General features: G+C 40.5%; 20 protein-coding genes and 1 pseudogene. 2 read left to right on the plus strand and 19 right to left on the minus strand.

The window, feature by feature from the left end; genetic code table 11:
* Window positions 1–77 precede the first annotated feature (77 nt).
* The 16 genes from FBF73_RS07755 to FBF73_RS07850 all read right to left on the minus strand — a co-directional run bounded on the left by FBF73_RS07755 (window position 78) and on the right by FBF73_RS07850 (window position 18151).
* The gene (locus FBF73_RS07755) at window positions 78–1208 is read right to left on the minus strand and encodes an ABC transporter ATP-binding protein (RefSeq protein ID WP_061590495.1); all 1131 of its coding nucleotides are present in this window, start codon (window positions 1206–1208) and stop codon (window positions 78–80) included.
* 112 nt (window positions 1209–1320) lie between these two features.
* On the minus strand, window positions 1321–2190 hold the full coding sequence (locus FBF73_RS07760) for a helix-turn-helix domain-containing protein (protein WP_136937439.1): 870 nt from the start codon (window positions 2188–2190) through the stop codon (window positions 1321–1323).
* A gap of 3 nt (window positions 2191–2193) precedes the next feature.
* Window positions 2194–2580: a Mini-ribonuclease 3 gene (locus FBF73_RS07765; protein WP_136937440.1), complete on the minus strand. Its 387-nt coding sequence runs from the start codon at window positions 2578–2580 to the stop codon at window positions 2194–2196.
* Window positions 2573–3916 (minus strand): cysteine--tRNA ligase, encoded by a 1344-nt coding sequence (cysS, locus tag FBF73_RS07770; RefSeq protein ID WP_136937441.1) that lies wholly within the window; start codon window positions 3914–3916, stop codon window positions 2573–2575. Before cysS ends, FBF73_RS07765 begins: the two co-directional genes overlap by 8 nt.
* A 17-nt stretch (window positions 3917–3933) precedes the next feature.
* A complete protein-coding gene (locus FBF73_RS07775) occupies window positions 3934–4455 on the minus strand; it encodes a dihydrofolate reductase family protein (protein WP_136937442.1) in 522 nt (173 codons plus the stop codon).
* A 300-nt stretch (window positions 4456–4755) separates the two neighbouring features.
* Window positions 4756–5640: a GNAT family N-acetyltransferase gene (locus tag FBF73_RS07780; protein ID WP_136937443.1), complete on the minus strand. Its 885-nt coding sequence runs from the start codon at window positions 5638–5640 to the stop codon at window positions 4756–4758.
* Between the two features lie 11 nt (window positions 5641–5651).
* The gene (gene cysE, locus FBF73_RS07785) at window positions 5652–6269 is read right to left on the minus strand and encodes a serine O-acetyltransferase (protein ID WP_136937444.1); all 618 of its coding nucleotides are present in this window, start codon (window positions 6267–6269) and stop codon (window positions 5652–5654) included.
* A 15-nt stretch (window positions 6270–6284) separates the two neighbouring features.
* Window positions 6285–8498 (minus strand): polyribonucleotide nucleotidyltransferase, encoded by a 2214-nt coding sequence (gene pnp / locus FBF73_RS07790; RefSeq protein ID WP_136937445.1) that lies wholly within the window; start codon window positions 8496–8498, stop codon window positions 6285–6287.
* A 723-nt stretch (window positions 8499–9221) separates the two neighbouring features.
* Window positions 9222–10088, minus strand: a complete 867-nt coding sequence (gene metF, locus FBF73_RS07805) for a methylenetetrahydrofolate reductase [NAD(P)H] (protein ID WP_000089967.1) — start codon at window positions 10086–10088, stop codon at window positions 9222–9224.
* Window positions 10089–10192: 104 nt separating this feature from the next.
* Window positions 10193–12442: a 5-methyltetrahydropteroyltriglutamate--homocysteine S-methyltransferase gene (gene metE / locus FBF73_RS07810; RefSeq protein ID WP_136937446.1), complete on the minus strand. Its 2250-nt coding sequence runs from the start codon at window positions 12440–12442 to the stop codon at window positions 10193–10195.
* A gap of 244 nt (window positions 12443–12686) precedes the next feature.
* Window positions 12687–13049 (minus strand): TIGR02328 family protein, encoded by a 363-nt coding sequence (locus FBF73_RS07815; protein WP_136937447.1) that lies wholly within the window; start codon window positions 13047–13049, stop codon window positions 12687–12689.
* The gene (locus FBF73_RS07820) at window positions 13033–13437 is read right to left on the minus strand and encodes a YbgA family protein (RefSeq protein WP_136937448.1); all 405 of its coding nucleotides are present in this window, start codon (window positions 13435–13437) and stop codon (window positions 13033–13035) included. Before FBF73_RS07820 ends, FBF73_RS07815 begins: the two co-directional genes overlap by 17 nt.
* 310 nt (window positions 13438–13747) lie before the next feature.
* On the minus strand, window positions 13748–14518 hold the full coding sequence (locus FBF73_RS07835; protein ID WP_136937449.1) for a Fic family protein: 771 nt from the start codon (window positions 14516–14518) through the stop codon (window positions 13748–13750).
* 201 nt (window positions 14519–14719) lie between these two features.
* Window positions 14720–16321 carry a type I restriction-modification system subunit M gene (locus FBF73_RS07840; protein WP_136937450.1) on the minus strand — a complete coding sequence of 534 codons (1602 nt, stop codon included), beginning with the start codon at window positions 16319–16321 and terminating at the stop codon, window positions 14720–14722.
* A 47-nt stretch (window positions 16322–16368) separates the two neighbouring features.
* Window positions 16369–16947: a hypothetical protein gene (locus tag FBF73_RS07845; protein ID WP_136937451.1), complete on the minus strand. Its 579-nt coding sequence runs from the start codon at window positions 16945–16947 to the stop codon at window positions 16369–16371.
* A 10-nt stretch (window positions 16948–16957) separates the two neighbouring features.
* The gene (locus FBF73_RS07850) at window positions 16958–18151 is read right to left on the minus strand and encodes a restriction endonuclease subunit S (RefSeq protein WP_136937452.1); all 1194 of its coding nucleotides are present in this window, start codon (window positions 18149–18151) and stop codon (window positions 16958–16960) included.
* 187 nt (window positions 18152–18338) lie between these two features.
* On the opposite strand from FBF73_RS07850, the gene FBF73_RS07855 reads away from it, so the two are divergent.
* Window positions 18339–20201: a hypothetical protein gene (locus FBF73_RS07855; protein ID WP_136937453.1), complete on the plus strand. Its 1863-nt coding sequence runs from the start codon at window positions 18339–18341 to the stop codon at window positions 20199–20201.
* Window positions 20202–20415: 214 nt separating this feature from the next.
* Here FBF73_RS07855 and FBF73_RS07860 read toward each other — a convergent pair.
* A pseudogene (locus FBF73_RS07860) lies at window positions 20416–20696 on the minus strand (hypothetical protein); the annotation flags it as partial.
* Between the two features lie 204 nt (window positions 20697–20900).
* Here FBF73_RS07860 and FBF73_RS07865 point away from each other — a divergent pair.
* Complete coding sequence (locus FBF73_RS07865) at window positions 20901–21518, plus strand: TVP38/TMEM64 family protein (protein WP_000076168.1); 618 nt, start codon at window positions 20901–20903, stop codon at window positions 21516–21518.
* A gap of 319 nt (window positions 21519–21837) precedes the next feature.
* On the opposite strand, the gene scrK is transcribed toward FBF73_RS07865, so the two are convergent.
* Complete coding sequence (gene scrK / locus FBF73_RS07870) at window positions 21838–22725, minus strand: fructokinase ScrK (protein WP_000164309.1); 888 nt, start codon at window positions 22723–22725, stop codon at window positions 21838–21840.
* A 149-nt stretch (window positions 22726–22874) separates the two neighbouring features.
* A complete protein-coding gene (locus FBF73_RS07875) occupies window positions 22875–24758 on the minus strand; it encodes a sucrose-specific PTS transporter subunit IIBC (RefSeq protein WP_136937454.1) in 1884 nt (627 codons plus the stop codon).
* Window positions 24759–24896: the final 138 nt, after the last annotated feature.

Below are 24896 nucleotides of genomic sequence, written 5' to 3' on the forward strand. Positions count from 1 at the left end.
AAAATTCCCTCTCAATCAATCCACATTTCAAAAAACACTGCCAGATTTCTCTAGCAGTGTTTTGAGTTTCATTTATCTTAGTAAACTGTTCTTTCAGTTTCTACATCGAAGAAGTGGGCTTTGTTCAAGTCAAATCCAAGTTCAACTGTTGCGCCTGTTTGCAAGTAGTCACGAGCATCAACTTTAGCAACGAATTCATCTTTACCAACTTGGCAGTATAGATGAGATTCTGAACCAAGCAATTCTGATACAGAGATAGTCGCTTTTACAACTGATTCTGGGAATGTTTCAAGAAATGCTTCCTCTGCATTCACATCTTCTGGACGGATACCGAAGATCAATTCTTTACCTTCGTAGCCTTTTTCACGAAGAACTTTCAAAGCACCTTCTGGAACTTTCAAACGGAAACCGTCTGAAACAATTTCGCTACCAACCAATTTCACATTGATGAAGTTCATTGCTGGACTTCCGATGAATCCTGCAACGAATTTGTTAACTGGGTTTTTGTAAACTTCTTGAGGAGAACCGATTTGTTCTACACGTCCGATAGTACCTGTACCAGCAGGGTTCTTAGTTGCTGACATGATAACGATACGGTCTGCAAGTGTCATCGCTTCTGTTTGGTCGTGAGTTACGTAGATAGTTGTAGCTCCGATACGACGGTGGATTTTAGCGATTTCAGCACGCATTGATACACGAAGTTTTGCATCCAAGTTTGACAAAGGTTCGTCCATCAAGAATACTTTTGCATCACGGACAATCGCACGACCCATGGCAACACGTTGACGTTGACCACCTGAAAGGTCAGCAGGTTTACGTTCTAAGAATTCTTTCAATCCAAGGATTTCAGCTGCTTCTTGCACACGTTTGTCGATGTCTTCTTTGCTGTATTTACGCAATTTCAAACCGAAAGCCATGTTGTCATAAACAGTCATGTGTGGGTAAAGAGCGTAGTTTTGGAATACCATGGCGATGTCACGGTCTTTTGGAGCTACGTCGTTGACAACCACGCCATCGATAGATGCAGTTCCTTCTGTAATATCCTCAAGACCTGCAATCATACGAAGAGTTGTTGATTTACCACATCCTGAAGGACCTACGAAAACGATAAATTCTTTGTCTTTGATGTCCAAGTTGAAGTCTTCAACTGAATAGTGTTCGCTGTTTGGATATTTTTTGTAAATGTTTTTAAGATTCAATTCTACCATAAGGTGAACTCCTTTTGTATTTTGATAGTTTCATTATAGATGAAAACGCTTTATTTTTCTATGGCAAGGTGACCAAAAAAATAAAAAAGTTCTGTGCAACTTGCACAAAACTTTAGAGAATATCTGGTAAAATCAATTGATAACACAGAGTAAGGTCTGTCAATTCCTTCAACTGAAGCCCTGTCAATTCTTCCCACTTATCAATCTTGTATTGGAGAGAATTGCGGTGCAGATAGAGTTGCTGGGCTGTTTTAGTGAGAACAGCACTATTTTCCCAAAGAGAGAGAATGATTTCCTGAATCTGATCTTGATCCAAAATCATCTGGTGTAGATATTCCTTGATTGCCTTCAAGTCCACGAGTCTTTCTCCCATACTCCAAAGATAGAGTTGCGAAAAGGTATGAACACCTTGGTGACCCTGACGCCACCAAGTCTTAAATAAATTCCGCTCTGCTTTAATCAAATCGGATAGGGCTTGGTGCACCGTCTGAGACCAAACCTGGCCTAACATGATAGAGAGACGCAATCCAAAGTCATACTCAACCGCTTCAATCGTATCACTTAAAATAGCTCGTACAGAGGTGTATTTGTCTTGCTGAAGCACGAAAACATAATCCTGAGCTCCGACCTGAAGCACCGTTTGACAGTTAGGAAATAGGGTGCGCATCATATCTAGCCAAGAAGCTAGATTTTCCTGCTGAAAATAGGAAAGATGGCAATAAACCAACTGAATCTTTTTAAAAGCTTGCGGTGCCTGTCCCTTGCCCTCAACCAGATAAGAATACCAAGGATTGAGTGAACGAGCCTGCTCCTGCTGGGTCAAAAGGGCAACTAACTGCTTTTCACGCTCACTGAGCCCAGTTTCCTCTAGCAAAATCCACTGCTGAGAAGCTAAAGGGAGAGTAAGATAGCCCTCTCTCTTTACTGGTTGGTCTGAAATCTGAGCCTCAGGAAACCAGTCTTGTAGTTCTTTTGCTATCATGTCCTAGCCCTCCACTTTTTGGATGCACCACGAAATCAAGCTCTCAAGACGTTCTAGATTATCAGTCATATGGAGATAGCCCATGACTGCTTCAAAACCTGTGGACATACGGTAAGTCACTACATCAGCATTTTTGGCCTTGGTGTGACTATTGGTATTGCGACCACGTTTGTAGATTTTTTCTTCTTTTTCCGTCAGGACTTGCTCCTCCAACATGAGGGAAATCAGGCGAGCCTGAGCCTTGGCTGAGACATACTTGGTCGCTTCTTGGTGGAGTTTATTGGGTTTGGTCATACCTTTTAAAATGAGGTGACGGCGAATATACATAGAATACACCGCATCTCCTTCAAAAGCTAACGCAATCCCGTTAATGAGATTGACATCAATCACGTGTCCACCTCACTCCATCTTTGGTGTCAAGGAGCTTAATCCCTTGAGTAGCCAATTGGTCACGGATCTGGTCCGCTGTCGCAAAGTCACGATTGGCACGCGCTTCTTGGCGTTTTTGGATCAAGTCTTCAATCTCTGCATCCAAAACTTCCTCAATAAAGACAATTCCAAAGACTTCTAACATATCCGTAAAAGCTTGCTTGACGCTTGCATCATAGTTGCCAGAATTGATCCATTTGGCCATTTCAAAGACTACTGTGATACCGTTGGCAGCGTTAAAATCCTCATCCATTGCCACTACAAACTTATCTTTAAAGGCTTGTAACTCTTGGGCGTCCACATCTCCTGTAAATGGTTGCTCATAAGTATTCTTCAGATACTTGAGATTGGTCTCCGCATCCCGCACTGCCTTTTCTGTAAAGTTGATAGGCTTGCGATAGTGTTGAGTCGCAAAGAAGAAACGAAGCACTTGCCCATCGAGAGTTTTAAGAGCATCATGTACAGTAATAAAGTTACCCAAGGACTTGGACATCTTGACATTATCGATATTGACAAAGCCATTGTGCATCCAGTAGTTGGCAAAGGTCTTGCCTGTTTTGGATTCTGACTGAGCAATTTCATTGGTGTGGTGTGGAAACTCTAGGTCGGCTCCACCACCGTGGATATCAATGGTATCGCCCAAAATCTCTGTTGACATGACCGAACACTCGATGTGCCAGCCTGGACGACCAGGTCCCCAAGGACTATCCCAAGAAATCTCGCCTGGCTTGGCAGCTTTCCAGAGGGCAAAGTCTACAGGATTTTCCTTACGAGCCGTTTCTTCATCGGTACGACCTGAAGCACCTAGCTCCAAATCTTCCAAGGTTTTATTTGCTAATTTAGCATAGTTGTGGGATTTTTCCACACGGAAGTAAACATCCCCTTGGCTCTCATAGGCAAAACCTTTTTCAATCAACTCTTCCACAAAACGGATGATGTCAATCATAAATTCCACCACACGAGGATGGCGAGTCGCAGGTTTGACGCCCAAGGCCGTCACATCCTCACGAAAGGCAGCGATGTACTTGTCCGCAACCTCCTGAGGCGTGATACCTTCTTCCTTGGCACGGTTGATAATCTTATCATCCACATCCGTGAAATTAGAAATATAGGCAACTTCGTACCCACGATACTCAAAATAGCGACGAATGGTATCAAAAGCCACCGTTGAACGGGCATTCCCTACGTGGATATAGTTATACACGGTTGGCCCACAAACATACATCTTGACTTTGCCGTCCTCGATTGGGACAAATTCTCGCAAATCACGAGACATGGTGTCGTAAATTTTAATCATGCGGTCCACTCCCTTCTCTATTTCTGACTTTTTCGGCTGAAAACCAGCTCTGCAAAAGGACCAAATTGTCTGAGGCTATCCAGTTGGTAAAAGTGCTGCCCTTCCTCTTGGGTAAAGAGGGGAACCCCCTTTCCTAGGATAAGGGGCGCTATCTGAATAATGAGGTGGTCGAAAAGATCCGCATCCAAGAGCGGTCCTACTAAGGAATTACCACCAATCACAAAGACATTTTTGCCTTTGTCAATCTGGTGAACAAAGTCCACCACATCCCCAGCTACTGGCTGGTAATTGCTGACAGGCAGCTGCCTATCATGCGTAAAGACATAGTTTTCCGTAGCTTGATAAAAACTTTCTACATCTTGCAAATCTTGGATTTCCTCAAAGGTCCGCTTGCCCATGATGGTGATATCCATTTGCCTGTAAAAGTCATCATAGCCTGTATCCTCTACAGAACCAAGCTGATGCAGCCAGTCTATCCTGTGCTGGCTGTCTGCCAAGTAGCCATCCATGGTGATACAGCCGTAAAAATATACTGCCATTCTTGTAGTTTCCTTTCTAGTTCTGCTTCGCCTTCACTTAGCGGGATAGACCCAGATGATTAGACCTAAACTAATCAAAGTATTCAGCAAAATCCTTGCTGGACAAGAAAAATAAGCCAGACAACAGCAATTCCAATCTGCAACAGAACGGTTCATTCTTAAACATTCAAGCGCCTCTCCTGTCTACTTCCCACTCAAGGTGTCATAGATTTTAATCATAAATCATAATCAGGAAAGCTAAAATCCAAGAACTGTTAGTTTCATCACTAAAAGTTCAATTGAATTTCAGTCCGAATATCTCTACACTTCGGAATCCCTTGCTCCTTTCTCATTCAGATAGACCACCTGAGTCTGTTTGACAAAGCCAATTTTTTCATACAAGCGTTTGGCACCTACATTGCTATCTTCCACGGCAATCTGAAATTCCTTATCATTTTGCTCAATTAGTTGGTTGACAAGGGATTTTGCTAAATAGTTTCCATAGCCTTTTCCACGTTCAGGTTCCGATATTGCTAAACCGTAGAAGTAATTCGTATCGCTCGATAAATCAACTGTACAAGTCCCAATGACCTGATCGTCTTTTAACAAAATATATAAGCGACTTTCTGGATCCTTCAGAGCTTCAGCGACATATCTATCCACAATCTCTCTAGATTCATGCTCTTCTGAGAATGCCTGAAATTTTAACTGACTGATTTGCTCCTGATACGAACTATCTGCTAACAAAACTTCAAGATTAGAAACCTTTGCTAACGGATAAGGTCTTCTATCCTTACCTAACCAAGTTTCTGTCTCTTCATCCTCGACCAATCCCCAGTTGCTAACAAAATCAGGATGGCGGTCTAGAAAAACACGCTCTGTCTGAAAAGTCACAGACTCAATTGGATAAGATGCTGCTTCTTTCTCAAAACTTCTATACAAAGCCCGCGCAATTCCCTGACGGCGATGATCTGGATGAACCAGTATCGTCACTTCCACATCTTGGTCATCTGCATAGACAGTTAATAAACCAACAAGTTCGCCTTTTTCATAATAAAGGAAAAAGGCGGGCATGTTTGGGTCAAAATTAAGCATGTTAGAGAGATAGGGATCACGATAGGTACCATCATAGTTTTGGCAACAGTTAATTAGTTTTTTCGCCTCAGATAGCTCCTCTTGGCTTAACTTGTTTCTTGCTTGAATCATATAGGTACCCTCTACAAACCAGACGATCTGTGACTGGCTTCTTTAGCCTGCTCGAGTTTATTGACGTAGTACTCTCGTTTTTCTTCGACTTCGTGGATCGTCGGTTCGTCCTTCTGTCCATGAACTCGGACAATCTTGGCCGGAATACCGACAACCGTCACATCACTAGGTACATCTGCAACAACTACTGCTGCAGCACCGACCTTGGCATTTGCACCAATTTCTACAGGACCAATAACTTGGGCATGGGCAGATATAAGCGCTCCTTTGCGAACGGTAGGATGGCGTTTGCCACAGTCTTTCCCTGTTCCCCCAAGAGTCACCCCATGATAGAGGAGAACTCCCGTCTCAACGATAGCTGTCTCTCCAATCACCAGACCAGAACCGTGGTCGATAAAGACACCTGAATCAATCTGGGCACCTGGATGAATCTCAATCTGAGTCCAAAAGCGCCAGAACTGACTGTGCATACGAGCCAGGAGTTTGAAGCCATGCTTCCAGAGAAAATGCGAGAGACGGTGGGCCGCCAAGGCCTTGACACCTGGATAAGTCAGCAAAACCTCCAAAGTGGTGCGGGCCGCTGGATCATTCTCTTTTACGATATCAATGGTTTCGCGCCACCATCCCATACATTTCTCCTTTTCTTATTCTGAATCTTTTGGTGTTTCTGTAAATTCTTTCTTAGGTTTGTGGTCCTTGTGATGACGTGGGCGATGAGGTCTCTCAGACTTTTCGCCTTTTTCATCACGTTCAGGTTTTGGAGGACGAGGAAGAAGAGCTTTCATAGAAGCATCCACACGTCCTTTTTCATCAATCTTGATAACCTTAACATCAACTTCGTCTCCGATTGCTACCAAGTCTTCGACATTATTGGTACGCGTCCAAGCCATCTCCGAGATATGAACAAGGGCATCTGTCTTATCAAAGAGGTTGACAAAGGCACCAAATTTCTCGATACGAACGACTTTAGCACGGTAAACTTCGTCCACCTTAGCTTCACGGACCAAGCCAGCAATAATTTCTTTAGTACGGTTAATAGCATCTTGGTCACTAGAGTAGATAGACACATTTCCTTCTTCGTCGATATCGATCTTAACGCCTGTTTCAGCGATAATCTTGTCGATGGTTTCTCCACCCTTACCGATGACAATCTTGATCTTGTCCACATCAATCTTGATGGTATCAATTTTCGGAGCAGTTGGAGCCAATTCTGGACGAACTTCTGGAATGGTTGCTTCAATCACATCAAGGATTTCAAAACGCGCTTTCTTGGCTTGGGCAAGGGCTTCAGTCAAGATTTCTGCAGTGATCCCTTGAATCTTGATATCCATTTGAAGGGCTGTAATACCGTCACGAGTACCTGCAACCTTAAAGTCCATATCTCCAAAGTGGTCTTCCAAACCTTGGATATCTGTCAAGACTGTGTAATTATTTCCATCTGAGATAAGTCCCATTGCAATACCAGCTACTGGCGCCTTGATTGGCACACCACCAGCCATAAGAGCAAGCGTTCCTGCACAGATAGAGGCTTGAGATGAAGAACCGTTTGATTCCAAAACTTCTGCTACTAAACGGATAGCGTATGGGAATTCTTCCAAACTTGGCAAGACTTGAGCAAGGGCACGCTCTCCAAGAGCACCGTGACCGATTTCACGACGACCAGGTGCACCATAACGACCAGTTTCCCCAACAGAGTATTGAGGGAAGTTATAGTGGTGCATAAAGCGTTTCTTATACTCTGGATCCAAACCATCAATGATTTGAGTTTCTCCCATTGGGGCCAAAGTCAAAACTGAAAGAGCCTGAGTTTGTCCACGAGTGAAGAGACCAGAACCGTGCACACGAGGAAGGAAGTCAACAACCGCATCCAAAGGACGGATTTCATCGACCTTACGGCCGTCAGGACGCACCTTGTCTTCTGTAATCAAGCGGCGCACTTCAGCGTGTTCCATTTGTTCCAAGATTTCAGCCACATCACGCATGATACGGTCAAATTCTTCGTGGTCCGCATATTTTTCTTCGTAAACAGCAGTAACTTGGTCCTTAACTGCTTGAGTTGCCGCTTCACGAGCCAATTTTTCTTCTACTTGAACTGCTTTTTGGAGGTCACTGTTGCAGGCTGCAATGATTTCAGCTTGCAAGTCAGCATCCACATGAAGCAATTCTACTTCTGCTTTTTCTTTACCAACAGCAGCAACGATTTCTTCTTGGAAGGCAATCAATTCTTTGACCGCTTCGTGCCCTTTAAGAAGGGCTTCCAACATGATTTCTTCTGACAATTCTTTAGCACCAGACTCAACCATGTTGATAGCGTGCTTGGTACCTGCTACTGTCAATTCAAGAAGCGATTGCTCTGCTTGTTCTTGACTTGGGTTGATGATGATTTGACCATCTACATAGCCCACTTGTACCCCAGCGATTGGTCCATCAAATGGAATATCTGAAATAGAAAGCGCCAAGGATGAACCAAACATAGCAGCCATTGGTGCAGATGCATTTTCATCATAAGAAAGGACAGTGTTAATCACTTGCACTTCATTACGGAAACCTTCCGCAAACATAGGACGGATTGGACGGTCAATCAAACGCGCTGTCAAAGTAGCATCTGTTGAAGGACGTCCTTCACGTTTCATAAAGCCACCAGGAAACTTCCCAGCTGCATACATTTTTTCTTCGTAGTTGACTTGGAGTGGGAAGAAATCCCCAGTTGCCATCTTCTTAGACATAACGGCAGCAGTCAAGACAGTTGACTCACCGTAACGCACGACAACAGAGCCATTTGCCTGCTTAGCAACCTGACCAGTCTCTACAATTAACTCACGACCCGCAAAAGTCGTTTGAAACACTTGTTTTGTCATTTTAATCCCCTTTGGATTGATGAAATTATACGCCTTGCCTACAAAAATCAAGATACTAAGGGCGTCAAAAGCAAAGTAAAAATAGGAAACTGACGAAGTCTTCGATGAAGACAAGACAGTTTATCTTTTTTACACAGCTTTTCGGCCGAGTTCAATTCTCAAGATACAAATCATTAGAAAGGTTTGATGCTAAAGCATCTAAGCCTTTCACGCTAATCGCTATCATGCGATTAGCTAAATGCTTTACTAACTCTCTCGTCAAATAATATCGATTTGACTCGCTCGTGTCGCTCTTTCCTGCCATTAGTCATTAGAAAGGTTTGATGCTAAAGCATCTAAGCCTTTCACGCTAATCGCTATCGGGCGATTAGCTAAATGCTTTACTAACTCTCTCGTCAAATAATATCGATTTGACTCGCTCGTGTCGCTCTTTCCTGCCATTAGTCATTAGAAAGGTTTGATGCTAAAGTATCTAATACCTTTCACGCTATTCGCTATCATGCAATTAGCTAAATGCTTTACTAACTCCCTCGTCAAATAACATCGATTTGACTCGCTCGTGTCGCTAAACCTTGCAGTTTGAATGCATTGTATTATTTAATACCCTCATCTTTGTATCAAGTACGTACAGAGTCTATTTTATCATATTTTTCTTAAAAAGTGCGGTCTTTACCATTAAAAAGGAACCATTCCCCTCACTTGAGAAGAATGGTTTGCTTTTTATTATCCTAGAGACTGATGATTAAATAAGGCATGGGTTGCTTGGTGGATGTATTTTGCTGTTTCGGCATTGTTCATGGTGTAGAGATGCACACCAGCCACATCCTGAGTTACCAAGTCCACGATTTGGTCCACTGCATAGGCAAGTCCTGCTGCTCTGAGCGACTCAGGGTCATGCTCATACTTATCTAAGATGGCTTTAAATTTGCGTGGAAGATGGATATTCTCACAAGTCTTCAATAGACGGAGAGCCTGGTTTCGATTCAGAATTGGCATAATCCCCGCATGAATGGGAACATCAATCCCAGCCAAGATGCACTTGTCTTGGAAATCATAGAAGCGCTCATTGTCAAAGAAAAGCTGAGTTACGAGACTCGAACAGCCTGCATCTACTTTCTTCTTAAGGTTTTGGATATCTGAAATCTGATTTGGTGAATCTGGATGCCCTTCTGGATAGCAAGCACCAACAATATCAAAGTGAGGGGCTTGTTCCTTGATGAACTCAATCAAGTCGGTTGCATAGCGGAAATCCTTTTGAGGTTCCACGTCTGGAATAATATCCCCTCGAAGAGCCAAGATTTTCTGCACCCCAACCTTGTCCAAGTCAGCAATAGTTTCAGCCACCTTGTCCTTAGTCAAATAGATGGCTGGCAAGTGAGCAATAGTCGGAATCGCCAAGTCATTTTGGATAAAGTCAGCCAAACGAACCGTCGTTTCCTTGATATTAAATTTATTATTGCTGGCAGTCACACTGATAAAGTGGGGAGCCAACTCCTGCATATCTTGAAGAGCAGAAATAATGTTATCATTACCCACGGCTGGGTTGGGAGGGAACACTTCAAATGAGAGTGACGGTGTTTGGCGTGACATAGTCATTATCCTTTTCTAGTTGATTTTTTTTCGTTAGCTGGATTCCTAGAATCCAAGTGAAACAGGCAGATTGACCAAACAGCGCTTCTAGAGAAATCCTTATCTTACAATTTCTCACGCGCAGCTTTAGCTGCTTCAACAAGGCGGATCAAGCTTTCTTTTGTTTCTGGAATACCACGTGTTTTCAAACCACAGTCAGGGTTGATCCAAACTTTCTTGCTTGGCACTTTAGCAAGGATGGCTTCGATTGTGTGGTCGATTTCGCCTTCGTTTGGTACACGAGGTGAGTGGATATCATAAACCCCAGGTCCCACTTCTGTTTGGAAGTTTTTCGCTTTGAGTTCGTCCAAGATTTCAAGGTTTGAACGGCTAGCCTCAAATGAGATAACGTCCGCATCCATGTTGTCGATAGCTGGAATGATATCTGTAAATTCTGAGTAACACATGTGAGTGTGGATTTGTGTGTCTGGCGCTACTGTTGAGTGTACCAAGCGGAAGGCAGGAATTGCCCAGTCAAGATAGTCTTCGTACCAGTCGCTACGACGGAGCGGCAATTTTTCACGAAGAGCAGCCTCATCGATTTGAATGATTTTCACACCAGCAGCTTCAAGGTCAAGCACTTCATCCTTGATAGCAAGGGCGATTTGAAGAGTTGAATCCTTGATAGAGATGTCTTCACGTGGGAATGACCAGTTGAGGATGGTAACAGGTCCAGTCAACATACCTTTAACAGGTTTGTTTGTACGGCTTTGTGCATAGCTAGACCATTTAACAGTGATAGGGTTAAGACGAGTTACATCACCCCAGATGATTGGTGGTTTAACCCCACGCATACCGTATGACTGTACCCAACCATTTTTAGAGAAGAGGTAGCCTGACAAGTTTTGACCGAAGTACTCAACCATGTCATTACGCTCAAATTCACCGTGAACAAGGACATCAAAGTCGATATCTTCTTGCCATTTGATCCATTCGTCAATTGTTTCAGCAAGGAAAGCATCGTACTCTTCTTGAGACAATTCACCTTTACGGTAAGCCAAACGCTTCGCACGAACTTCTTTTGTTTGAGGGAATGAACCAATCGTTGTTGTTGGAAGAGCTGGAAGTTTGAAAGCTTCTTCTTGGATAGCTTCACGTTCTGCAAAGGCTGGCAAACGAGTGTAGTCTGCGTCTGTCAAGCCAGCGATACGCGCACGAAGTTCCGCATTTTCACCAACACGCTCAGTCGCAAAGAGTTCTTTGTTGGCTGCAAGTGCTTCTTCACCTTGACCATTGAGGATAGCATCCAAATCACGAATCTCATCCAATTTTTCAACTGCAAAGGCAAAGTGGTTCAAGATTGCTGGTTCAAATTCTTCATTAGCAGTTGTAAATGGCACATGAAGAAGTGAGCATGAACTTGTCAAGACAATATTTTCAGCTGGGATTTGCTCAAGAATAGCCAAGCTCTTTTCGTAGTTGTTACGCCAGATGTTTTTACCATTGACAATACCTGCGTAGAGAGTCTTGTCAGCTGGGAAGCCACCTTTAACCAATTCAAGAGTTTTCTTACCTTCAACGAAATCAAGACCGATAGCATCTACTGGCAAGTTTACAAGGTCAGCGTAGACGTCACGAACGTCTCCGAAGTAAGTTTGAAGCAAGACTTCAAGACCTTTTTTGTCAGCCAAGAGTTTGTTGTAGAGATTTAAGAAGAGGGCTTTTTCTTCGGCAGTCAAATCTTTCACAAGAGCCGCTTCGTCCAATTGGATGCGAGTCGCACCAAGTTCTGCCAATTTTGCAAAAACTTCTTGGTAAGCAGCAACTAAGCTGTCTACAAAGTCTTCTGCTTTCACGCCTTCTTCAAAGTCTGACAATTGAAGGAAAGTGAATGGACCTACAAGAACTGGACGAGTGTTCAATCCAAGTTCTTTTGCTTCTTGGAACTCATCAAAGATTTTGTGACCTGCAAGTTTGACTTGAGTGTCTTTTTCAAATTTAGGAACGATGTAGTGGTAGTTGGTGTTGAACCATTTCTTCATTGGAAGGGCGCGAACGTCTCCTTTTTCTCCTTGGTAACCACGACCCAAAGCGAAGTATCGCTCAAGGTCAGACAAGTCCAAGTTTTGAACTGAAGCAGGTACCACGTTGAAAAGGAAAGCTGCATCTAGGAAGTTGTCATAGTGAGAAAAGTCATTTGATGGAATTTCAGTGATGCCTTTTTCTTTGACAATGTTCCAGTGTTTAGCACGCAAATCTTTTGCGGCCGCCAAGAGTTCTTCTTCTGAGATTTCTTTTCTAAAGTATTTTTCAGTTGTAAATTTTAATTCGCGGAATTCGCCCAAACGAGGGAAACCGATGATTGTAGTTGACATGATGTGTCCTCCAAAATTTGTTGTTGAAACTATCTTAACAGAAAAGAAATCATCTGTATAATTGTAAAAAATTAGGCTTTGATATAGTTTGAAACTATATCTCCATTTTAGACAAAAGAAAAAGACTTGAGACAAATACCTCAAATCCTTTGTGTAGCTTGTTTTTTAACAATATTTCAGTTAGGCTCTTCAAACGTGTTATTAGTAATTCTTATAAGTGACTATGGCTTGTTATTAGAAAAGACTATAGGTTGATCCCCTTCTCTCGGAGATTTGACAGACACTCCTTATAGTAGGCAGCATCATGTTCGCTGTATATAGGACTTTTCAGCTTTTCCTCTGCTAAGTCTTGATAAGGAGGGCAGGTCTTACCTCGGTAGTTCTTGTCCAACCACTCTGGACTGACATTGTAGCCACGGACAGCCATTTCCTTCATGATCAAGTCATGATAGGCATAGAGACGATAGGGCGAGTGGGTAAAGACATAGTCCACCGTCGCATGCTTTCTGCCCCAGCCATTGCCACGCAGGGCGCAACACTCTCGATGTTGCCCCAAGAGTTGAGGACGGGGAAGTTGTGAAACCAAAGCCTCATGCCAAAGTCTCATGGGCGTCTCCTTTCAGTAAAGTCGAATGTTGCAAGTAGGTATTGGGATAGCGTTCAAGCAAGTCTCTCGTCTTAGCAATTAAGTCTTCTTTGGTGGCATGACCAGAGTGATAACGCTCCAGTAAAAACATATAATCCTTGCGTTCAGTCTCCGTTGCTTTCTTCTTGAAATATCCCCAAATATGCTGAAAGGCATTGCAAACCTGACCCCTGTGTTCTGGAATCTGACAGGCACGGTCAATCATCTCCTGAACCTGACTCACTTCCACCTCTTCATTCTTCAAGTATTGGCGAATCTCATTGTAAACATTGCTGGAATGGCTCAAAACAAGGTATTTATTTTCCGCCCAGAGTCGCTGACAAAGGGCACGTTGGTTGTTATTTTCCATATTTCTCCTTACTTTCTACTAGTTCCCCGGAAATATGGAAACAAAGTTATATCTTAAAAATGAGCGGAATATGAGCGAATAAATAGTGTTTTTTGTACTTCCTGATTTTTCTAACCTTGGTTTACAGATAGTTGGAGACAACGACAAATGGTTGCTGCACTCAATCCTGTCAATTCTTGTACCACTGCATTTGTTATCTGATAATGCTCTTCAAGATAAGACTCTAACCCACTCACCCCATACGACCATTCCCATCTTCAAAAGGTGGAATAATTTCTAACTCAAAATGTACAATAAACCATTCATCTCTTTAGTCTATTTCTAAATCATGTTGCCCAGCTAATAAGAGATTTTCAAAAAATCGTTCCAGATATTCTGTTTTTTTCTGGAATAGCTTTGCATTATCAAGAACAAGAGCATCTCGAAAATACTTTGCATTTTCTTGGAAGGGTTTGTTGTCTACCTGAAATCCCATAGTTCTAAGATATTTAATCAAAAATACTGTTATGGTTCGAGTATTTCCTTCTCCAAAAGGATGAATTTGCCAAATACCTGAAATAAAAGTCTTAATATGTTGCACTACTTCAATATCAGATTTTCCTCGATAGTCAAATTGACTTTCCTGCTGAAAATCATAGGTCAAACTATCTGCTACCGTGCGAAAATCATCATATATGACACTGTCTCCGTTTAAAACAGCCTCACTTTTTGTAATGTTATAAGAGCGGTATTCTCCCAAGGGAATGCCTTGTGGCAGGAGACCAAAGAAAAGCTCTCTATGAATCACTTTCAATGTTGTTGGAGCAAATTTAAAGGCATTAGAGGACAAGAGTTCCACAATTCTCATAGCAACAAGGTCTGCTTCTCTTGTGCTATCATCCGTCTCTTGGTGATAAACCGTTACTTGATCATAAACTTCTTGATAAGTCAACTTTCCTTGAGAATTTTGCTCTGCTAGTTCTCTCATATACGGCGACGGCTCTAAATCATCTACCTTTTGTAAACCAAATCCCGTTTCCCATAAGTCTAACTTGGTCTGATAAGAGAGGTTGGGATTATCAATTTCATAAGTCGGTGTCATGGTTTTCCTTTCTAGGCAAGCTTCCAGTAAAATCTTTATATTCTATTCTACCATATTAAATCTTTAAGCTCGTTATACAATTTCATAGTTCTCTGTTCTATAGAGCTTGAAGAAAACTCCTCCTCGCTAATGTTAGAAAATACAACTATATCAGCCTAGATAAAATTTTATCTTAGAATATGAGCGAATCAATTACTCTTATCACCCTTCAAACTCCTTCAAAAACTCTTTGAGCTCGGCATCGGCTTCTGGTGTGGTTCCGTGGAGTTGACCGAGCATTTCAAGTAGAGAAGCGGTTTGGTTTTGGATTGCTTGATTTGTCGTGTTGATCTTGCTGACGATATCTGTCAGTGGTTCGACTTCTTCTTCCTCAAAGGTATCTACATAGCGAGGGATATTGAGGTTATAGTCATTTTCGACGATTTCTTCATAGCTTGCTAGATGGGCAAACTTGTCAATCTCCTCACGTGACTTGTAGGCTTCCAGAATCTTCTCGATATGAGCATCCGTCATGATATTCTGGTTTTTCCCTTTATCAAACTCCTTAGAAGCATCGATAAAGTAGACATTACGATTGGTACGGTTCTTTTTGAGAATGATGACCGTAGTCGGAATGCTGGTATTAAAGAAGATATTGGCAGGTAGACCGATAACCGTGTCAATGGCCCCTTCTTCTAACAAGGCCTTACGAATGGTCCCTTCCGCATTTCCACGGAAAAGAACCCCGTGAGGAAGGACGATAGCCATAACTCCATTATCCTGCTTGAGATGGTAGTAACCATGCAAAAGAAAGGCAAAATCAGCCTTGGACTGGGGCGCTAGTTTCCCAAAAGGAGAGAAACGAGGGTCCGCCATAAAGCCTGAACTTGCTGACCACTTGGCAGAGTATGGTGGGTTCATGAGAACACCATCAAAGTTAGTCGGTTCTTGAGTCGGCCAGTCTTCATCTAGTGTATCGGCATTGTGGAGAAATTGATTCTCAACAGGAACACCGTGTAGAATCATGTTCATCCGAGCCAAGTTATAGGTCGAGGTATTGAGTTCCTGACCAAAGTAGACCACTGTCTGCGGTTTATGAGAGTATTTCTTGGCATTGAGCAAGAGAGAGCCAGAGCCCATAGTCGCATCATAGATGGTAAAACCTAGCTGGTTCTCACGTCCCAAAAAGGCAATCTGAGTCATAAGTTTGGCAACAGGCTGAGGTGTATAGAACTCACCAGCCTTCTTACCCGAGTCAGTCGCAAACTGACCAATCAGATACTCATAAGCATCTCCCAGCATATCACCAGCATGACCAGCCACATCTAGCACAGCCAACTCCTTCATGACTGCCGCCACCGTTTGGTTTTGCTTTTGCGGAGTTGCCCCTAACTTTTTGGAATAGAGGTCAATATCTTCAAAGAGGTTTTCATAGAGTTCATCACTCTGCTCAATATCACGAAAACCCTGAGCCAAATCTTCCAGCTGGAAAGTCCCCTCATTGACACGTGCTACAAGAGCCGTAAAGGTCAAGTCAGGCTTGATACTATAGTTGAGTTCGTCCTTCATCACTGCAAGAAGATCCTCGTGGGTGTCCGCATCCTCATAGTAGTTGCGATAGACTTCAAGGGCAGCCTCTAGACTCTCACTCCCCTCCTCCATAGTCTCCGCCACAAAAAAGAGCATCTTATCTGATAGATACTTATAAAAGACCATGCCCAAAAGATAGGACTTGTAGTCATTAGCATCCATCTTAGAGCGGAGAACATCCGCTGAGTTCCACAGGGCTTGGTAAAGCGACTGGGAAGTTTGTGTTGTTTCCATAATGTTTCTTTCTATCCTTAATCGTTTCAACAATACATAAAAATAGTTTAATTAGTTTTATCCAATACAATTGCTTTAAACTCTAAATAATCATATTTTGTAAATATATAATTCAATTGTGGTATATAATTATTCACTTTTACTATAGCGTTTAGCTCCATTTCTGTTAACGTATCTAATCTATAAGTTACAAATTCTCTTGTGTCTTCTATTATATTGTAACAGATATCGTAATAATCTCTTGAATAACTTTCGAAAAATGGTTGAAAAGACGTATTTACACAACGATTATACAAAGCTATCATCTCATTCAATGGTCCATCACAATATTTCAGAAAAGGTCGTATCATTCCACCTTTTTTAATCCCCATACCCTTATAGTATGTTTCTAATTTTTTAATGAATGGCAAATACTTCAAATAGTAATAATCTATTTCAAACTTTTGATTCTTAAGTTCTTCTTTTAAAATAGTTTTAAATTCTTTTTCAAGAGTTTTTTTAAAATTTACTCTATCCCAAAATACAAATGCCAGAATTCCTAATATTACAGTCGCAACAAAACCTAGAGCAGCATAATAAGTATTAGTTAGTGAATTTACTGTGTTTAATAATTCTTCATTACCCAAAATTAATCTCCTATATAAACATATCCTGCAAGAGTTTCTTTTTCAAAATCTCAAGCTGAGAAATTTTTTCTTGGTAAGAGTTGATGAGGTTATCAAGGTTTGAAAAGTAGGCACCAATGGCTTGTTGTTCTTCATAATTTGGTAAATACAACTCATATTCCCCATATTCCTTACCATTAACTCCTGGTTGCCCCGATCTTTGAGAAGTTACTTTTACATACTGTGTGAATCTATCAGTCAATGTATTTTGAAAAATAAATTTTGAATCAAATTTGTCTTTTATTCGAGCACGAATCAAGAAACCGGCGAAATAAACTTTGCCATCTTTCTTAATATAAAGATAAGTTTTCCCAACACTTGCGCCAGTACGAGCAAATAATATATCTTTCTCGCACAACAGATAGTTGTCGCATTCACTTACGTCAATGTCTGGAGATGTTAAACTATCTTCTTTAAATTTTCGAGAAACATCATCAATATCAGTTATACGAATATATTTATTTTCTCCATCAAATTCCTTAGCTGAAGCATTTAATCCGTATTCAATACTCTCAGTTACATCTTTCAGCTTTACTTTTTCCCACTCACCGTCAAATCCATCCAAACGAATCTCAGGAACGGTTTGTCCAGCTTTGGGAAACATCTTGGAGAGCATGGTAGCCTTGAGAGATTGGTAGTTGGAGAGATTGTCCTTGTGGCTTGCAAGAAGGTCGTCAAGGGTGCGGAAAAGAGAGCCGATAGCAGATTGTTCGTCTTGACTAGGTAAATAAATTTCAGCTAATTTTATATCACTTGAATTAATACTCTCAAAAGTTGAACCCGTAGAAAATTTTGCCCAATAGTTAGTTTGTTTCATTCTTGACAATAATTGAAATATAAACTCATTTCCTCTTATTGCCGCTACCCCACGTCCGATAACTACATTGTAATCTGTTTTACCTATATCTCCAACTGGTGCTCGAACACTTAAAATTAAATCACCTTTTTCAGCTAACTTTGTAATCTGTGTTGTCCAGAGTCTTGGTACAACTCTACCGTTCTGCATATCTGCATTACCTTGTACTAGTATATAATCATTTGGATTATCAGTATAGTTTTTACTGTCAGGTGATTGCCCCATTACTATAGGTACTATTTCTGTTAACTTAACATTTTCCCAAACATCATTATATTTTTTAAATCTTATTTTTGCTTCATTTTTCATCGTACCAATCCCCTAATAAAATTTACCAATATACTATCATAAATTATTAGTGTCCATATATAGTTCTTCAACAAAGAAAGACTCACAGAATATTGTTTTATCTGATTTTATGTGATAGTATAAAGTAAGATTGAACTAAATCATAAAATTTTTAACTACATCAATTATACATCTAGAAAGGCGTATTATGCAACTTATACCTGATTCTGAACCCAAACTACAATTTCCTTCTAGCGTGAAAATAATTAAAGCTAAAGATAGAATTTCACCAAAAGAATGGAATGAATTTTTTAATAGTGCTTGCCACAAAAGAAACGGCAACTATAAATTCACTGATCAAAAGAATGAATCCGATTTTTTTTACTACTCAAAAGTTTTTAAAATTCAAACTGAACCTTCATTTATTACTGACTCTAGATTATTAGAAACTAAATATGGCTACTGCACTATTGTAAAATATAAAGAATATATCTTAATCAATTCTAAATTTTGTTCTCTCAATAAAGAGGTTATAAAAATTATAGGTACTGAACTTCCCTTTGAAGAATTCACAAAATACTTCACTAAAGATACAGCTGAATTTGAAAAAATTACACTTTCAAACTCCTCAATAATGTCAGGTATCAGAAGTAGAATCATTGAAGGGCAAAAACTCCAAGAAAATTTTCGACCAATTTATTCGTCCAAACATGTACTTAAAGCTTTTAGAGTCCTTCAGGATGGAGTTGTATTTTCACAATCTCCATCAACATCCAAGTTAAACTATCGAAATGGTAAGCTAAAGGTTGAAGAATATATAAACTGGTGTAAAACTATTATTGATAGTATTAATACTAATAACAGTTCCAAATATTTTGATAATTTTGCAAAACCTGTAGATATTTCAAAAATGAAAGAGTTAGTTCCTACAATAATTTTTATCGATTTAAATTTTTTAAAAGACTATGAAGATTTGAGATTTATAACTCGTCAAGAACAAGTTGAAATTGAATCTTGTTTTATATTTAAATATTATAATGGCTTATTTAACTTACAAAATTTATCAAATGATAAATATATAATTGATTACAACTATCCTTACGTACTCAGCAGTAGAATAAATCTTAAACTCAATAAGAACAATTCTAGCTCTTTACAAAAAATTAAATATACAACTAATAATAGAATAGAGGACGCATTTAAGACTAGTAAAAATAAGCAATTAAAAATTAATAAAAACAAAAAAACAATTACATATCATATTGAAGATATTGATGTTTTTTATAAGTATAAGGATGACGATAAAGAGATAACTTTAAAAGAATTAATTGAAAATAATTCTACTATACTTTTTGATAATTCACAATTTTTTTATTATAAAAAGACCTTATTTCAAGACTCTAAATTACAAGATTCAGGATTTTTACGTTATTTCCATGCAGAAAATAATATGATAAACGCTAAATCTGAAAAAGGCATATTTAATCAAAATTCAGTTAACTTTTCTGACGATTCCATTTTTGATATACTAGAAAAAAGACTACGCGGTTTAGAATATACTGATATCATTTGCGATGATTTAGGAAATGAACGTGCTGATTACATAGCCTTCGATGAAAATCGCTTGGGATTTTTCCATGCAAAATACAAACAAGTTGATAGTGATAGAGGTAAAAAATCTGCATCTGCATTACATGATGTAGTTAGTCAGGCGTTAAAAAATCTAGTTTTTCTAGATAATATCGAAAATATTAATTTAGAACAAACATATCAACATAAGTGGTTAGAAAAATATAAAAATAATAATATACAAACACAGATTAATCGAATAAGAGAATCTGCTAATTCTAGCAATTCTATAGTAGAAAGAATCAAAGAAACAAACAGACAAATTAATGTCCAAAAATATATGGTTTTAGTTGTAAATTTTATTTCAAAAAGTGAGATTAGTGACTACATACAAAATCCATCTACTAATACACAAATACAGCAAATTGTTTGGTTACTCTCTTCTTTCATTTCTACCTGTCAAGAAATGAATATTATTCCACAGATTATATGTAAACCATAAAATAATTACTAAAACAAATAAGATAAAATCTTTAAACTCTCCAAAATGTACTCACTATCAAAAATTTTATAATCATCCTACTGTTATTATTTTTAGTATCTATTATGAATTCCTATTTTAAACACAAAATGTAAACTAAAATTATTTTTACGCTTAAATTATACCACGAAACCATAAAAATCCCCCTTAGAAATCCGCTTCTAATGGGTCGTCTTTATCCTGCCACTTGGGCTGGTTCTGCTGATTTGGTCTTTTTATCTTTCTTATTGCTAGTGATGAGACAGCGCTTGCTATCTCGGATTGTATTCAGAGCCTTGAGGAGTTGAGTCAGGTGTTCCTTTTCAGGATAGTCTTCTGCACTAGCTACGGTACAGCGCATAAAGAGGTCGTAGCTGGTTGAAAGTTCGTACGGACTTGTCTGGTCTTGCTAACTTCCTTGGCAGACTTATGCACACGCGCCTTACTTTCCACTTGGTCATATTCCTCTTGAGCGTTGACCAACACCATCAGCAGTAGAATACTTTTAAATTTATGGAAATACAGTTATTCTAAATCTAAAGTACATATAAACTTTAGTATACAGAGCTATTCTAAGTTTCGAAGACCTATTTACTTTCTATTCCTTATCAAAAACACTCATTCCCCCTTTCTCCTCCAAAATATGGTATAGTAGAGTTATACTATCTATGAGGAGTTTACATGTCACAGGATAAACAAATGAAAGCTGTTTCTCCCCTTCTACAGCAAGTTATCAACATCTCATCGATTGTCGGTGGGGTTGGGAGTTTGATTTTCTGTATTTGGGCTTATCAGGCTGGGATTTTACAATCCAAGGAAACCCTCTCTGCCTTTATCCAGCAGGCAGGTATCTGGGGGCCACCTCTCTTTATCTTTTTACAGATTTTACAGACTGTCGTCCCCATCATTCCTGGGGCCTTGACCTCGGTGGCTGGTGTCTTTATCTACGGCCACATCATCGGTACGATCTACAACTATATTGGCATCGTGATTGGCTGTGCCATTATCTTTTATCTGGTGCGCCTCTATGGGGCTGCCTTTGTCCAGTCTGTCGTCAGCAAGCGCACCTATGACAAGTATATCGGCTGGTTGGATAAGGGCAATCGTTTTGACCGTTTCTTTATCTTTATGATGATTTGGCCCATTAGTCCAGCTGACTTTCTCTGTATGCTGGCTGCCCTGACCAAGATGAGCTTCAAGCGCTATATGACCATCATCATTCTGACCAAGCCCTTTACCCTCGTGGTTTATACCTACGGTCTGACCTATATTATCGACTTCTTCTGGCAAATGCTTTGACACGTAAAAAATCCGTTTGGTTTCCCAAGCGGATTTTTAGAGCGTAGATTGATTATAGCTTGATACTAAATATACTTTGGTATGGAAATCATGCCTATTTTTCGATAGTGAAGCGAGGACTCACCTAGCCTTTCCGCCGTGATAGAAACACCTGAAATCTAATGGTTTCAGGTGTTCGGAAACTTTGAGACATTAGGCTCAAAGTTTAAGTATGGAATTTCGAAGAAAGTCGCTACCGTCCGTAATCACTTAAGGAAAGGATCAAAAATATTGTTTTCAACCACAAAATCCGTTTGGTTTCCCAAGCGGATTTTGTGCTTTATTTTGAAACTTCTTTTGCAAGGACAAAGTTCCCAAGTGTGGCAGAACCATTTCCTGCGACTGCTGGAGTGACGATGTAGTCACGCACATCCGGTACTGGTAGGTAGCCGTTGAGAAGAGCTGTAAATTTCTCACGGACACGGTCCAGCATGTGTTGTTGAGCCATGACCCCTCCACCAAAGACAATCACGTCTGGACGGAAAGTCACTGTCGCATTGACCGCAGCTTGAGCGATATAGTAGGCTTGGACATCCCAAACAGGGTTGTTGAGCTCAATGTTTTCCCCACGAACACCTGTACGAGCTTCCAAACTTGGACCAGCTGCATAGCCTTCCAGACATCCCTTATGGAAAGGACAAACACCCTTAAACTCTTTTTCAATATCCATTGGGTGTCTAGCCACATAGTAATGACCCATTTCAGGGTGACCCACACCGCCGATAAACTCACCACGTTGGATAACACCTGCACCGATACCTGTACCGATTGTGTAGTAAACCAAGTTTTCGATGCGGCCTCCCGCATTGTTACGGGCAACCACTTCACCATAAGCAGAGCTGTTTACATCTGTCGTGAAGTACATAGGCACGTTTAGGGCGCGACGAAGGGCACCAAGCAAGTCCACATTTGCCCAGTTTGGTTTTGGAGTCGTTGTGATAAAGCCATAAGTTTTTGAGTTTTTATCAATATCAATCGGACCAAATGAACCAACTGCAAGACCAGCAAGGTTGTCGAATTTTGAGAAGAACTCGATGGTTTTATCGATTGTTTCGATTGGAGTTGTTGTTGGAAATTGTGTTTTTTCTACAACGTTAAAGTTTTCATCACCGACAGCACAGACAAACTTTGTACCGCCCGCTTCCAAGCTTCCATATAATTTTGTCATGATAAACCTCTTGTTTTTATTTTCTTTATTATAGCATATTTCGAAAATCTAAATTTCTCTATTTTTTAGATTTTCCTCTGTAAATCTTACCATTCAAGCAAAAACGAACAAACATGTCATTTGTTCGTTTTCACATTAGAGAGGATTGATTAGATTTTCACTTCGATCACAGCATCCCCCTTCGCAACTGAACCCGTTGCGACTGGAGCTACTGAAGCGTAGTCAGCTGTATTTGTAACGATAACCATTGTTGTATCATCAAGACCAGCTGCAGCGATTTTGTTTGAGTCAAATGTTCCAAGAACATCGCCAGCTTTAACCTTGTCACCTTGAGCAACTTTTGCTTCAAAACCTTCACCATTCATAGATACAGTGTCAATACCAACGTGAATCAAAACTTCAGCACCATCAGTTGTTTTCAAACCAAAAGCGTGTCCTGTTGGAAAGGCAATTGAAACTTCAGCATCAGCTGGTGCATATACTACACCTTGACTTGGTTTCACAGCGATACCTTGGCCCATAGCTCCACTTGAGAAGACTGGGTCATTGACATCAGCAAGAGCGACAACATCACCAACGATAGGAGTTACAAGTGTTTCATTTTGAAGAGTTGCTGGGGCAACTTCTTCTTTTTCTGCAACAACTTCAGCTTGTTTTGCAGATGGAGTCGCCTCTACTTCATCTTCGTAACCAAACATGTAAGTAAGAGCAAAACCAAGGGCAAATGATACAGCTACCATAAGAAGGTATTGTGTAAGTTGTCCGTTACCGATGTAAAGCATTGTACCAGGGATGATGGTGATACCATTACCAGTACCTGCAAGTCCAAGGATAGAAGCCAATCCACCACCGATTGCACCAGCAATCAATGAAAGGAAGAATGGTTTACGGAAGCGCAAGTTTACCCCGAAGATAGCAGGCTCTGTAATACCTAGAAAGGCAGAAAGAGCAGCTGGGAAAGCAAGTGTTTTTAGTTTTGGATTTTTAGTTTTAACACCAACCGCAACAGTCGCAGCACCTTGAGCTGTCATAGCAGCTGTGATGATCGCGTTGAATGGGTTAGCATGGTCAGCAGCAAGCAATTGCACTTCAAGCAAGTTGAAGATATGGTGCACACCTGACACGACGATCAATTGGTGAACCCCACCGATCAAGAAACCACCAAGACCAAATGGCATACTGAGGATCGCTTTTGTAGCGATAAGGATGTAGTTTTCAACGACGTGGAAGACTGGTCCGATGACAAAGAGTCCAAGAATTGACATGACCAAAAGTGTCACGAATGGCGTTACCAAGAGGTCAATGACATCTGGAACAACCTTGCGGACAGCTTTTTCAAATTTAGCTCCGACAACCCCGATGATGAAGGCTGGAAGAACGGAACCTTGCAAGCCAACAACAGGGATGAAACCAAAGAAGTTCATAGCTGTTACTTCACCACCTGAAGCGACTGCCCAAGCGTTTGGAAGTGAGCCAGAAACAAGCATCATACCAAGAACGATACCAACGGCAGGATTTCCACCGAATACACGGAAGGTTGACCACACAACCAAACCTGGCAAGATGATAAAGGCTGTATCTGTCAAGATTTGAGTGTAAGTTGTCACGTCAGCTGGAAGTGTCATTCCAAGAGCAGTTAAGAGACCACGTACACCCATAAAAAGACCTGTCGCAACGATAACTGGGATGATTGGAACGAAAACGTCACCGAAAGTACGGATAGCACGTTGGAACCAGTTCCCTTGTTTAGCAGCTTCTGCTTTCATGTCATCTTTGGAGGATGTTGGCAAACCAAGTGCAACAACTTCATCGTACATTTTATTAACTGTACCTGTACCAAAGATGATTTGGTATTGACCTGAGTTAAAGAAAGCACCTTGAACTTTTTCCAAGTTCTCAATCACTTCTTTATTGATTTTTCCTTCATCTTTGACCATGACACGAAGACGAGTCGCACAGTGGGCAACACTGTTGACATTTTCACGTCCGCCCAAGGCATCGATGACTTTTTTTGCAATTTCCTGATTGTTCATTTGCAAAAATCTCCTTATATAAAATTTTGTTCTTGTTTGAAAGCGATTTTATTCGCCCTTACGACTATTATTTTATCATGTTTTAGAAATATGTCAAGCGTTTTGCAGAAAAATATTCTATCCACTTAGTGTACACGC

Source organism: Streptococcus mitis, from assembly GCF_005144795.1.
Classification (GTDB): domain Bacteria; phylum Bacillota; class Bacilli; order Lactobacillales; family Streptococcaceae; genus Streptococcus; species Streptococcus mitis_BB.